We start from the raw sequence: 13,213 nt of genomic DNA, 5'->3' as shown, positions 1-13,213 counted from the left end.
AACTGAAATCCTTTGAAATAGGCTTTTCTCCGCATTTGTTTTCCGGTACAATGAAAGCTACAACATTATTTGGAAGGAATGAAGAAGATGGCGCAACTACCTAACTGCCCAATGTGCAATTCAGAATACACTTATGAAGACCGAGGACAATTTGTCTGTCCGGAATGCGGTCACGAATGGACAGCTGAGGAAGCGGCTGATACAGCTTTTGTGGTGAAAGATGCCAATGGAAATCTCTTACAAGACGGAGATAGTGTCACCGTCATTAAAGATTTGAAAGTCAAAGGGGCATCTGGTCCTATTAAGCAAGGAACCAAAGTCAAAAATATTCGTTTGGTGGATAGTGATCACAACATTGATTGCAAGATTGACGGTTTCGGCGCCATGTCCTTGAAATCCGAGTTTGTTAAGAAGAATTAGTTCACAAAAAGTTCACGAGTCCTTGTTATACTAAGTCCTAAAGAAACAGGAGGGATGACGATGTACGGTATGTACGGTTTCGGCTATGGCCTTTTTGACGGTACCTTTATTTTAGTGATTATCGGGATGGTACTTTCCTTAGCTGCATCGGCTTATGTGAAAAGTACGTTTAGTAAATACGATCAAGTGAAAAGCGTCAATCAAGTGACGGGTACCAAAGCAGCCCAGTATATTTTAAGCAGTCAAGGGATTCATAATGTGGGGGTACAACAGATTTCCGGGGATTTGACGGATAATTATGATTCTCGTAACAAGATGTTAAGCCTGTCTCAATCCACGGCCCAATCCACCTCGGTGGCAGCTATTGGAGTAGCCGCTCATGAATGCGGGCACGCAGTACAAGATGCGAAAAATTACTTGCCACTACGTTTGCGGGCAGCTATTGTACCGGTGGCGACGATTGGTTCGCAAATGGCCATGCCGATTATTTTAATCGGTTTGTTGTTACAGACGCAATTTTTGATTCAAGTGGGCTTGATTGCTTTTTCATTGGCATTTTTGTTTCAAGTGGTGACGTTGCCAGTGGAATTTAACGCTTCTCGCCGGGCGTTGGCGATTCTTGGTGAAGGAGGACTTTTAACCGAAGAAGAACTCCCCCAAGCGCGAAAAGTTTTAATTGCGGCGGCATTGACCTATGTGGCGGCAGCGATTAGTACGTTATTGCAATTGTTGCGTTTGGTGATATTGTTTGGTGGTCGCCGAGATGATTAGTCTTCTTTAAATTGACTGTCCCTTTTGTTGAAAGGAGTGGCCATGTTTATGTATCGCCTTAGTTATGAATTATTGATTCGCCTGAGCTTTGCTATGGGTGGTGTTTTGATGCTGGGATTAGGTGCAACGATTCTTCAAGAAGGCAATGTGGGACTAGATCCTTATACCTCCTCGAACATTGCCTTGGCAAAGGTTGTCGGTCTAAGCCTAGGTGTTTATCAGCTTATCGTTAACCTAGTATTTTTGGCATTGATTTTTTTCATCGGTCGCAAATACATCGGGTTAGGTACGCTGATTAATATGGTCTGTGTCGGTTTTTTGATTGACTTTTTTACGGGTATTTTTGAAAGTCTGAATTTAACCGCCACAAATCTTTTTCAACAAGTGCTGTTTTTAATAGTGGGTACCGGGATATTTACCTTAGGAGTGGCATTGTACACTGGGGCGAATCTGGGAAGTGCGCCTTATGATGCTTTGGCTCCGGCTGTGGTGGACCATACGAAGGCTAGCTATCGTATGGTGCGGATTATTCAAGATGTGTCCTTTACCCTTTTGGCTTTCTTTTTACAAGGACCAGTGGGCGTAGGGACCTTTATCAATGCTTTTTTAACCGGCCCTTTGATCAGTTTTTGGAATGAAAAAGTTGCGCAACCTTTGATTCACACTAGCATTGCAAAAGTGAAACATAAGTAATAGCCATACCTGAAGCCAAAACAGCTTCAGGTATTTTTTTGGCACCGGTGACAGATTGAAGGATTTTTTCGAAAGGCCCTTTCATTTCTCATAAAATGTTCCCTGTGCTATCATGAGGATAGAGGATTTCCCTCTAGAAGCTGATAATCTAGGAGGTTCTATGTATGAAGACATCGACTAAAGTTGCGATTGGGTTAAGTGTTGCGGCAGTAGCGGGCATTATTTCGGCTACCATTGTTTCAGAAAGTGTGACCGACACCATTCGTCATAAAAAAAATCGCCGAAAAGTAAAGCGTTTTGTAGACGATAAGTTTGACGGCAATGAACGACTGCTAGGAGTGGTGGACGATCTTTCCGATGATGATTTGGATTCTTTGATGAACGTCATGGGAAAAATCAAAGACCGCAAAAAACAGGTTTCGGTTTACGGGGACAATGTAAAAGAAGCTACCGAAAATGTAAAAGATAAACTGCAAGGGTTTATTCACGACGTATTAGATTAATTTCAGAGTTTACTAGTAGAGGCCAGTGGTGACGCTGGCTTCTTTTCTTTTGCTTAGGATTTCCTTTTTGGGAAAAATCGACTATAGTAAAACTAGGAATGAAGCAGGAGGAACAAGATGAACATAGAATATTTTATTGCCACGCGTAAGAAAAAGGGCTTTTCTCAGAAAGAACTGGCAGAAGGGATTTGTACCCAAGCCACTTTAAGTCGTCTAGAAAATAACGGTCAAATTCCTACACTAAAAATCTTGATTCAGTTGTGCAATCGTTTGGAACTGCCATTGGGAGATTTATTTCCCAAAGTGGGAGCTCAAAATACTCGCTTGCGAGAAGAACTAAACCAAGGAGAGTTTTACTTAATCACCAGTGAGTACGATCGTTTAGCTGACTTATTGGCAAAAATTGATGTAACAGAGTTAGACGGTTCCTTGTTATTACAGTATTATTATTTGCAAGGCTTTGTAATGATTTTTCGCAATGCAAAAGTGACGGATATTTTGTTTACTTTTGATCAGCTATTAGCCGAAGAACAAAAAAATTCCCAAGAGATTTATCGTTTATTGGCCTATACGGGGATGGGACTGGTCTATCTCCGAGAAAAAGATTTAAATAAAGCGGGTTACTATTTTCAAAAAGTGTTAAGTTATATTTACGAATACCCTACGAATACGATTGAAGAAGTCTGGAAAGTGTTGACCATCGTCTTTCACTGTGGCTTATTTTATGGCGAAAAAGGAGACTATGAATCCAGCGACGGTCTCTTTAAGTATGTTTTTTCTTTATGTGCGAAAAACCATGTGACCTATTATTTAGCTCGAGCTGTTTTTCAATTAGCACAAAATGCAGTGGATCAAACAAAAAACTCCCAAGAAATTCTTGAGCTTCTACAAGATGCCCGAGCCTACGCCAAGGTTAATGACAACCAACGTCTATTAGAACAGATTGAAGAACAAATCGCACAGTTAACAACCAAATAAGTAATCTACAAAAAAGCCAAAGGAAATTTTTGGCTTTTTTTGTATGTGAAATATATAAAATATGTATATTTTATGTTGACTTATTTGTATAGTGGGAGTAGAATCGCCTTGTAAATAATGTGAAAAAAGCTACAACTTTGGTGTGAAGGAAGAAGGAGCTGGATGAAGCAAGGCAAGCGAGTAGTTCATTTAATGGGAACGATTATTGAATTGACAATTGAACATAATGAACCAGAACAGGTTTTAGATGAGTTGGTTACTCGTCTTAAAATCTACGAAAAACGCTTTAGTGCCAATGATCCTACTTCTGAATTGATGTTTGTCAATTCACAAAGTGGAATCGCACCCGTACAGGTTCACCCAGAATTGTTCGAATTGATTAAACTGGGAAAAACCCATAGTCTGGCGCCAAACAGTCAGCTAAATATTGCCATTGGACCATTGATTCAGACTTGGCGTATTGGTTTTTCTGATGCTAGAGTGCCCAACAAACAAGAGATTCAAAGCAAACTTTCATTAACTGATCCGGCTAAAATCCAATTAGTCGAAGAAAACCACAGTGTTTTTTTACAAGAAGTGGGGATGAAACTTGACTTAGGTTCATTGGCTAAGGGCTATATCGCCGATCAATTACGAGCTTACTTGCAACAAGTAGGAGCAACTGCTGGCTTGTTAAATCTGGGTGGTAATTTAGTTATGTTTGGTAAGGCTCACCACTTAGATGGCAAATGGCGCATTGGCATTCGCAATCCTAAAGGAAGCCGAGAGGATTATCGTTTGATTTTGTCCGTAAAAGAGGGTTCTGTGGTGACTTCGGGAATTTATGAACGACAATTAATCAGTCAGGATAAAGAGTATCATCATCTTTTTAATCGCCACACCGGTTATCCTTTAGTCACAGATCTAGCGAGTCTCACCATCATTTCCCCAAAATCCGTCGATGGTGAAATCTGGACTACTCGTTTGTTTGGCAAATCAGCGCAAGAAATTTTGCTGACGCTAAATCAAACAGCTGGTATTGAAGGCGTTTTAATAAAGCAAGATGGTCAAATCTTAACTTCAAAAGGAGCAGCGGCACACATTATTTGGCAGTCATAAAGCTGGAGTTTGGAAAAAGAAAGGAAGTCGCAAAAATGAAAAAAATCGTCGGTTTAGTCGGGACCAATTCAGAACACTCGACCAATAGACAACTGTTACAATATATTGAAAAACATTTTGCTCAAAAAGCAGAGGTGACATTAGTAGAAATTGGTAATTTGCCTTTATTTACCAAACCTACAGAAAAAACGCTACCTGATGATGTGAGACAATTGGCTTTAACCATTGAAGGAGCTGATGGGGTGATTATTAGTACTCCTGAATACGATCACGCCATTCCCGCCGTTTTATTAAATGCGTTAAATTGGCTGTCTTACGGGATTTATCCTTTTGTAGACAAGCCGGTGATGATCATCGGTGCTTCTTATGGCACGTTAGGTTCTTCTCGCGCGCAAGCCCAATTGCGGCAAATCTTGGATGCTCCCGAGTTAAAGGCGCGGATTATGCCCAGTTCAGAATTTCTTTTAAGCCATTCTTTGCAAGCTTTTAATGAAGCAGGACAATTAGTAAATCCTGATATGGTAGCGCAATTAGAAGGTCTTTTTCAAGATTTTCTAATTTTTATGGAAATCACCAGTCAATTGGGCAATGCTCATGAAGTCAACCAAAAATTGGCTGAAAATGTTTCTTGGGAAAATAGATAAGGAGTAGTGAATAAGATGAAATTAGTCGGTTTAGTCGGTTCTGCTGGAGAACATTCTTATAATCGAATGTTACTGGAATATATTTCCAAAGAATACAGCCACCTTTTTGACTTAGAAATGTTGGAAATTGCCAATTTGCCATTGTTCAATCAAAGTGATGATCAGACAGATAGTGTCGCTATTCAAAATTTAAATCGTAAAATCATGCAAGCAGATGGGGTCATCATCGCCACACCGGAACACAATCATACGATTCCAGCGGCGCTAAAAAGCGCTTTGGAATGGTTATCCTTTAAGATTCATCCTTTGGAAAATAAACCGGTCATGATTGTGGGCTGTTCTTATTATGATCAAGGAACTTCCCGGGCGCAATTACACTTACGGCAAATTTTAGACGCACCAGGTGTGAATGCAATTGTCTTGCCAGGCAATGAATTTTTGCTAGGGAAAGTCAAGGAAGCCTTTGATGAAAAGGGTAATTTGAAATCAGAAGGGACCCGTAATTTCTTAGGAGCTACTTTAGTAAAGTTTGTCCAATTTATCGAAGTGATGGCTCACTTGGAAGGTGCCGGATCTAAATTGCCTCCAGAAGATTTGGAAGCCAAGGGTATGATTGACACTACCATCCCTGATATTGACAAAGGTGCGGAAGACTGGGTAGAACAAGCTGCGGCTGCGGTAGGGGCTGTGGAGGGCAAGACTTATGTCAAACTAGACCGAGGTCTGTTAACTGTGGATCAGCTGAATTACTTCTTGCGTTCCATGCCTATGGAATTAACTTATGCCGATAGTAACAATCAATTTTTGTATTACAATCACTGCGCTGATGCCGAGGAAATGTTTGCACATCGGCAACCAGGACAAGTAGGGAATCCATTGGCTTGTTGCCATCCTAAGAAATCTTATAAAAACGTGGAGTGGGTTTTGCAACAATTGCGTTCTGGGGCTCAAGAGGTCATTCGGGTTCACGTGCCGACTCATGGTCCGGATAAATACGTGGTGCACAATTACCAAGCCATGCACGATGAAGCAGGCAATTATGCCGGAGTTAATGAATACATCTTGGACTTTAAGCCGATTGTGGATTGGTACTTAGCGCAAACAGGACAAGAATTAGTCGGAGGACAAGTAGATGCGGTAGCTGGCGCATCGAAAAATGCTGAGGGTCAAGCTGACAGCACGCCTGGGGTAGACGCTGTAGCTGGTGCTTCTAAAAAGGACACGGCTCCTGTCAAAGTTCCCGTCGCTGCCGCACAAGTGGACGGAGTTTCCAGTGCTTCAGTGAAATAAAGATTCGCTATTTAAAACGTCTGTCAAGGGATTATTTTTCCCTGGGCAGACGTTTTGTCTAATGCTTGTAAGTAGGAGCGAGTATTAAATAGAGCCCCTATGGAAGGCTTGAGAAGAAACTATAATTGTACCAACTACACCAAAACCCCGCCTGCAGATGAGCAAGCGGGGTTTTGGTATTGGAAAGGTATAGGGTTAAGAAATGAACACGTAATTAAGGAAGCTTGATCACGTGTTCAGACTCTTTGTCGAAGAAGTGAGCTTTTGAGATGTTGAAGGCTAGATCCATCATTTCACCAGGACGGTGGAAGTCACGGGCATCAACTTTGGAGATAAATTCAGTGTCGCCAATGCGAGTGTACAACATAGATTCAGCACCTAGTAATTCAGATACTACAACTTCAGCAGTAACAGTCGCTTCAGGAGATGCTTGAATGGCAACTTGTTCAGAGTGAATATCTTCTGGACGGATACCAAAGACTAATTGTTTGCCTTCGTAGCCTTTTTCCACCAAGATTTTATTTTTGCCTTCAGGAATGCGTAATTTCAAGCCGTGGCCGTCGGTGATGACGCCATTGTTTAAGGTTACGTTGAAGAAGTTCATCGCTGGGGAACCAATAAAGCCGGCAACGAACATATTCACTGGTGTATCGTATACTTCTTGTGGAGTGCCGATTTGTTGGATGAAACCGTCTTTCATGATAACAATCCGGTCTGCCATGGTCATCGCTTCGGTTTGGTCATGGGTTACATAGATTGTAGTAGTGTTCAAACGTTGGTGCAATTTGGCGATTTCTGCACGCATGGCCACCCGTAATTTTGCATCCAAGTTAGACAAAGGTTCATCCATCAAGAAGACTTTTGCATCCCGCACGATGGCACGACCCAAGGCAACCCGTTGTCGTTGACCACCGGATAGTGCTGCTGGTTTACGATCCAAGTATTCCGTCAAACCTAAAATTTCCGCGGCGTTTTCCACCCGAGATTTAATGTCGGCTTTGTCGTATTTCCGCAATTTCAAACCAAAGGCCATGTTATCAAAAACGGTCATGTGTGGATACAACGCGTAGTTCTGGAAGACCATGGCGATGTCCCGGTCTTTAGGCGCTACGTCGTTCATTACGTTGCCACCGATTAACAATTCCCCTTCAGAAATATCTTCTAGACCGGCGATCATCCGCAAAGTAGTGGATTTCCCACAACCGGAAGGGCCGACGAAGACGATGAATTCCCGATCGGCGATATCCAAATTAAAGTCAGTTACAGAATAGTTTTCTGCATTGTCATATTTTTTATAAACGTGTTTTAATGCCATTTCTACCATTGAAAATACCTCTTTTCGTTTTCTATAGTCATACTATACTTGAAAACGATTTCTTTAAGCTATGACAAATTGCACAAAAGGCAATCCGGTTTTTTGTACAATTTGTTGAAAACGCAAACAACCATCCGCTAACTAGGGATGGTTGTTTTGCATAAAGGAGGATTCCTGTTTATCCTTCTTCAACTAATAGGGGAATTGGTTTTTCAAATAAGGAAGCAGTGGCTTGGTAAATCTGACGGGCTGTGGCGGATTGATTCATGGTGTACAAATGAACCCCTGGAGCATCTTGGGTCACCAAATCCACAATTTGATCCACCGCATAGGCTAAGCCCGCATCTCTTAAGGCGATGGGATTATGTTCGTATTTATCGAGAATGGCTAAAAATTTTTTCGGCAAACTGGCAGAAGCGGTATTGATAATCCGCAGGGCTTGTTTGCGGTTAATAATGGGCATAATCCCTGGAGTGATGGGGACGTCAATTCCTGCTAGCTGACAACTTTCTTGAAAACGGTAAAAGATATCATTGTCAAAAAATAGTTGAGTAATCAGATGTTCACAGCCTTGGTTGACTTTTTCTCGTAAGTGTAAAACATCGGCAACGTGATTCACCGACTCTGGATGGACTTCGGGATAGCAAGCTCCGGTAATCTCAAAATGAGGAGCGATTTCTTTAATGTAAGCAATCAGATCACTGGCGTAGGTGAAGTCTTCAGTGGGAGGAATCAAAGGATCGATGTCGCCTCGTAAAGCCAATACTCGATAAATGCCTAAGCTGTCTAATTGCTGGATAATCTCATTGACTTGTTCTTTGGTTAAGTAACAAGCAGGGAGATGGGCAATGGTAGGAATGCCCAAACTTTTCACATGACCGGCAACTTTTAAAGTGGTAGCTTCAATATTGCGTTTGTTGTTGCTACAAGTCACGCTAATGTAGTCTGGAGCCAAGCCTTCTAGCTCGTTTAAAGTAGTAAGTAATTTTTCTTCCCCCACTTGAGTGTTAGGGGGGAAGATTTCAAAGGAGAGACTAGGTTGGGTCAAAGGATGACCTCCTTTCAATAGTGGGGAAGACTTAGTAATTGACTGCGAATCTTATTAGCTGCTTTTGTGAGATTTGCCAAACTAGCTTTTGTTTCTGGGACACCACGGGTTTTCAAGCCACAATCAGGATTAAGCCAGAGTTTATGGGCCGGTACTTTGGCTAGAATCTTTTCGATAGTCTCTGTGATTTCGTCTGCACTAGGTACTCGAGGAGAATGAATATCGTAAACTCCTGGGCCGACTTGGGTTTTGAAGTTATGAGCTTTTAACGCTTCTAAAATTTCTAAGTTAGACCGAGACGCTTCAAAGGAAATCACATCCGCATCTAAAGCTTGGATAGCGGGGATGATATCGGTAAATTCGCTATAACACATATGAGTATGAATTTGAGTAGTCGGCTGGACTTTGCTGTGAACGAGGCGAAAAGCGGGAATTGCCCAGTCTAAGTATTCTGTCTGCCAATCTTTTTGTCGCAGTGGCAGTTTTTCCCGTAAAGCCGCTTCATCAATTTGAATAATTTCAATGCCTTGTGCTTCTAAATCCAGCACTTCTTCTTGAATCGCCAAAGCAATCTGCAGACTGGCTTCTTTTAAGCTGATATCTTCCCGAGGAAAAGACCAATTTAAAATCGTAACCGGTCCTGTCAGCATGCCTTTGACGAATTTTTTGGTGCGAGATTGCGCGTAAGCAGACCATTTCACAGTAATGGCTTCTTTTCGTTCAACATCTCCCCAGATAATTGGGGGCTTTACCCCGCGAGTCCCATAGGATTGCACCCAGCCGTTTTTACTAAAGAGGTAACCGGCTAAGTTCTGACCAAAGTATTCCACCATGTCGTTGCGTTCAAATTCTCCGTGGACCAGCACATCTAAGCCAATTTCCTCTTGCCAGTCAAGCCATTGGTCGATTTGTTTGGCGATAAACGTGTCATAGTCTGCTTGGTTTAATGCTTTTTTCTTGTACAAGGCCCGTTTTTGTTTAACTTCGCCAGTTTGAGGGAAGGAGCCAATGGTAGTCGTAGGCAATAGAGGCAAGTTAAAGCGTTCTTTTTGAATTACTTCTCGTTGTTCAAAGGCCGGTTGCCGAGTGAAGTCCTCAGTGGTTAGGGCAGCTACTTGGGTTTGGACTTTTTGATTAGGTTGAATTCGCGCAGTGGCAAAAAGTTTTTGATTAATGGTTAGATAATCGTTAGTTCCAGTTAAAATTGCTGCCAGTTCCACTAGCTCAGCGATTTTTTCATTGGCAAAGGCAAAGTGGGCGGCAATGGCTGGTTCAAAGTCTTCGTTTTTTGTAGTATAAGGCACATGAAGCAAGGAACAAGAAGTCGTCAAGACCACTTTTTTAGTAGGCAGTTGTTGAAGTAATGCCAAAGTTTTCTGATAGTCATTGCGCCAGATATTTTTGCCGTTAACCACGCCGGCAAAAAGTACCACATCAGCGGGAAAACCACTCTTTGCTAAGTCAAGGCTTTTTTTGCCTTCCACAAAGTCTAACCCAATCCCATCAAAAGCTAATTTGGTCACTGTTTCATAAGCGTCGCGAATATCACCAAAATAAGTCTGTAAAAGCACTTTTAAGGCTCCTTTAGCAGGAAGTAGCCCTTGGTAAATTTCTTCAAATAAAGCAAGTTCGACAGCCGATAAGTCTTTGACTAAAGCAGGTTCTTCCAGTTGGATCCAGTCAGCTCCTAAATCGTCTAGACGAGTGAAGACTTCTCGATAGCTTTGAATAATCGCTGGCACAAAGTCGTAACAAGCTACTCCAGCTTCGTATTCTCCCAATGTGAGCAAGGTAAAGGGGCCAATTAAAGTGGGGCGACTATCAATCCCTAATGCGGTGGCTTCTTGGAATTCGTCAAAAATTTTAGTGCCCACGAGTTTAACTTCGGTGTTTTTTTCAAATTTTGGTTGTAAATAATGATAGTTGGTGTTAAACCATTTTTTCATGGGCCGCGCTTTTACATCGCCGGCAGGCCCTTGATAGCCTCGAGCTAAAGCAAAATACTTTTCTAAATCTGTTAAAGCCAATTCTGAAATTGCTGCTGGTAAGATATTGAATAAAAAGGCGGTGTCTAATGTATTGTCATAAAAGGAGAAATCATTAACTGGAATTTGAGTTAAACCACTTGCCTTTAAAGCTAGCCATTGTTTTTGTCGTAAATCTTTGGCTGCTTCTTGCAAGTCATGCTCTGTGATTTCATGGCGGAAATATTGTTCTGTAATAAATTTTAATTCTCGATGTTCACCGATTCGAGGATAGCCGATAATCGTCGTCATATGCCGCACTCCTTTGAGGAAAGTTTTTATTTGGTAGTTCATAGACTATCACGAGGGGGAGTGTTTGGATAACTGAAAATAAATATGATTCGTTATAGCTTTAAACTATACCATCGAGTAAACTATAGGAAAAGCTAAGAAGGAGAAACGTATGCGTATTCAACAGTTGACTTACTTAGAGAAGATTGTGGAGAAAGGTTCCATCAATGAAGCCAGCAAGGAATTGTTTTTAAGCCAGCCCAGTTTATCCAATGCGATTAAAGAGTTGGAGCAAGAAATGGGCATTCAAATTTTATTGCGGCACAAGTCTGGAGTGAGCTTAACAGCAGAAGGTCGGGAATTTATGATTTATGCCCGGCAAATTTTAGATCAAGTGAATTTATTGGAAGGAAAATACAAAGCGAATACGCCGAGAAAACAAGCTTTTTCCGTCTCGGCGCAACACTATGCGTTTGTAGTCCACGCTTTTGTGGAATTGATTAAAGAAGTAGCTGGCGAGGAGTACCAATTTACTTTACGAGAAACTGAGACTTTAAATATTTTGGCGGATTTGAAAGATTTTAAAAGTGAGCTAGGGATTTTATATTTGAACCGCTTTAATCGTCAAGTGATGGAAAAGCTGTTTAAGGATTCTGATTTGGAGTTTCATCCGTTATTTACTGCATTGCCCCATGTTTTTGTCAGTCGCAACAACTCTTTGACGAAACAAAAAGCAGTGACTTTGGCAGATTTGGAAGACTATCCTTATCTTTCTTATGAGCAAGGAGAAGGGAATTCCTTTTATTTTTCTGAGGAAATTTTAAGTACCCTTCACCGCAAGAAGCATATTAAAGTCAGTGATCGGGCTACGATTTTTAATTTAATGGTGGGACTTGAAGGCTACACCATTAGCTCGGGGATTATTTCCAGTGAGCTAAACGATGATAAAATTGTGGCGATTCCTTTAGAAGTGGAGGATCCCATTCAACTAGGCTGGGTCAAGCACCGACAAATCACTTTATCAACCTTAGGAGAACGCTATTTGGATTTATTGAAAGAACATATTCAAGGATATGGGTTTGTGGTGGAATAAAACCAGGCAGCATGACAAAATACTCGTCTTGCTGCCTGGCTTCTTATTCACTAAAAATTTTAATCATTAAATGACAAAAGACTAAATCGTCCATGTTTTTCACATCTAATCGGGTAGCTTCTTGGAATTTGTCGATGCGATAAATAAGTGTGTTGCGGTGTAAAAAGAGTTCTTTGGCTGCTGAGCTGACATTTCCTTGATTTTGCCATAGAGCAGCTAAAATACTCCTGATTTCAGGATCGGAAAACCAGTCTTGGTAAAGGCTATTCATTAGCGGACTTTCTTTCATGGCTGTGGCCACAAAATAATTAATCGCCGTGGAAGTAAAGGAAAAGTTCCGTTGGCCAGTATGGTGGGCTAACTCCTTTTGAAAAATTTGTTGTTCTTCTTTAAAATTATCCGCCAGCCGAGATAAATCTTGATGAAATGCGCCCACAAAGACTTGAGTAGAGATTTCAAAGTCATTGTCTAATGCTTGAAAAAGCCCAAAAATCTCTTCCACTGGATAGTTGGTTTCATCTTTTTCTTCCACTAATAATAACAAATCCTCCGTCAGAAAAAAGCTATCTGCTAGCTTCAAAAACATGTCTTGGATTTCGGATAGCCATTCTTTTTGTAAAAAATTATCGCGAGTGCGGAGTTTAATTTGAATAATCCGTAATGGCGGCGTTTTAGGTGCAGGCGCTTTTTCGAATAAAACTTGGTAGTAGAGATGCTCTTTAGCAGTGGCAGAACGAGGGGCTATGGGTAAAAAAATTTCTAGTAATTGGGCTTCTCGCTCAGAAAGGCTATCTTTAGGAAGATGGAAATAGCCATTGGTTAAAGGAAAATTTAGTTCTCCTGCTAGCCCTTCTGAAGAATTGGAAAGGCGGCCTTTAGGAAAGAGCTGTTGTAATTTATCAATATCCATATCTGTCATCCTTTGCTTCATTGTGTATATTGTAGCAGTTTCCTAAATGAAAGGGTAGCGCAAACTAAAAGAGGAGTTCACAAAAACAGTCTAGTAAAAACTTGATGCAAAGTTTTACGGTTCTATAATATTTCGTGTTGGTGGAAAATCGAAGCCGATTTTCTGCCAACACTTTTTTCTCGTATTCAAATCAAA

General features: G+C 41.2%; 13 protein-coding genes. 9 read left to right on the top strand and 4 right to left on the bottom strand.

From position 1 onward, the window contains the following. Nucleotides 1-87 precede the first annotated feature (87 nt). From AB5754_RS08250 to AB5754_RS08215, 8 genes are all read left to right on the top strand, one after another. A complete protein-coding gene (locus AB5754_RS08250; protein ID WP_368251305.1) occupies nt 88-420 on the top strand; it encodes a zinc ribbon domain-containing protein YjdM in 333 nt (110 codons plus the stop codon). A 69-nt stretch (nt 421-489) separates the two neighbouring features. Beyond that, complete coding sequence (locus AB5754_RS08245) at nt 490-1,191, top strand: zinc metallopeptidase (RefSeq protein ID WP_368251346.1); 702 nt, start codon at nt 490-492, stop codon at nt 1,189-1,191. 42 nt (nt 1,192-1,233) lie between these two features. Further along, on the top strand, nt 1,234-1,884 hold the full coding sequence (locus AB5754_RS08240; protein ID WP_368251304.1) for a YitT family protein: 651 nt from the start codon (nt 1,234-1,236) through the stop codon (nt 1,882-1,884). Between the two features lie 164 nt (nt 1,885-2,048). After that, nucleotides 2,049-2,387 carry a hypothetical protein gene (locus AB5754_RS08235; protein WP_311833053.1) on the top strand — a complete coding sequence of 113 codons (339 nt, stop codon included), beginning with the start codon at nt 2,049-2,051 and terminating at the stop codon, nt 2,385-2,387. A gap of 117 nt (nt 2,388-2,504) precedes the next feature. Then, complete coding sequence (locus AB5754_RS08230; protein WP_368251303.1) at nt 2,505-3,365, top strand: helix-turn-helix domain-containing protein; 861 nt, start codon at nt 2,505-2,507, stop codon at nt 3,363-3,365. A 162-nt stretch (nt 3,366-3,527) separates the two neighbouring features. After that, nucleotides 3,528-4,463, top strand: a complete 936-nt coding sequence (locus AB5754_RS08225; RefSeq protein WP_368251302.1) for an FAD:protein FMN transferase — start codon at nt 3,528-3,530, stop codon at nt 4,461-4,463. Between the two features lie 35 nt (nt 4,464-4,498). Beyond that, nucleotides 4,499-5,107 (top strand): NADPH-dependent FMN reductase, encoded by a 609-nt coding sequence (locus AB5754_RS08220; RefSeq protein ID WP_368251301.1) that lies wholly within the window; start codon nt 4,499-4,501, stop codon nt 5,105-5,107. 15 nt (nt 5,108-5,122) lie between these two features. Beyond that, complete coding sequence (locus AB5754_RS08215) at nt 5,123-6,397, top strand: NAD(P)H-dependent oxidoreductase (protein ID WP_368251300.1); 1,275 nt, start codon at nt 5,123-5,125, stop codon at nt 6,395-6,397. Nucleotides 6,398-6,611: 214 nt separating this feature from the next. On the opposite strand, the gene AB5754_RS08210 is transcribed toward AB5754_RS08215, so the two are convergent. The 3 genes from AB5754_RS08210 to metE form a co-directional block, all read right to left on the bottom strand. Then, nucleotides 6,612-7,721, bottom strand: a complete 1,110-nt coding sequence (locus AB5754_RS08210; RefSeq protein WP_311833058.1) for a sn-glycerol-3-phosphate ABC transporter ATP-binding protein UgpC — start codon at nt 7,719-7,721, stop codon at nt 6,612-6,614. 169 nt (nt 7,722-7,890) lie between these two features. Then, entirely contained in the window at nt 7,891-8,760 is an 870-nt protein-coding gene (metF, locus tag AB5754_RS08205; protein WP_368251299.1) for a methylenetetrahydrofolate reductase [NAD(P)H], read from the bottom strand. A 14-nt stretch (nt 8,761-8,774) separates the two neighbouring features. Next, on the bottom strand, nt 8,775-11,078 hold the full coding sequence (metE, locus tag AB5754_RS08200; protein WP_368251298.1) for a 5-methyltetrahydropteroyltriglutamate--homocysteine S-methyltransferase: 2,304 nt from the start codon (nt 11,076-11,078) through the stop codon (nt 8,775-8,777). Between the two features lie 109 nt (nt 11,079-11,187). Here metE and AB5754_RS08195 point away from each other — a divergent pair, with 109 nt between their 5' ends. Further along, nucleotides 11,188-12,108: a LysR family transcriptional regulator gene (locus AB5754_RS08195; RefSeq protein ID WP_368251297.1), complete on the top strand. Its 921-nt coding sequence runs from the start codon at nt 11,188-11,190 to the stop codon at nt 12,106-12,108. A gap of 43 nt (nt 12,109-12,151) precedes the next feature. Here the strand turns inward: AB5754_RS08195 and AB5754_RS08190 are convergent, their stop codons facing one another. Beyond that, on the bottom strand, nt 12,152-13,018 hold the full coding sequence (locus tag AB5754_RS08190; RefSeq protein ID WP_368251296.1) for a helix-turn-helix domain-containing protein: 867 nt from the start codon (nt 13,016-13,018) through the stop codon (nt 12,152-12,154). Nucleotides 13,019-13,213 lie beyond the last annotated feature (195 nt).

Origin of the sequence: Enterococcus sp. 2201sp1_2201st1_C11_2201SCRN_220225 (genome assembly GCF_040925905.1) — a bacterium.
Taxonomy (GTDB): domain Bacteria; phylum Bacillota; class Bacilli; order Lactobacillales; family Enterococcaceae; genus Enterococcus_C; species Enterococcus_C asini_A.
This window is presented reverse-complemented; position numbering and strand designations above follow the sequence as displayed.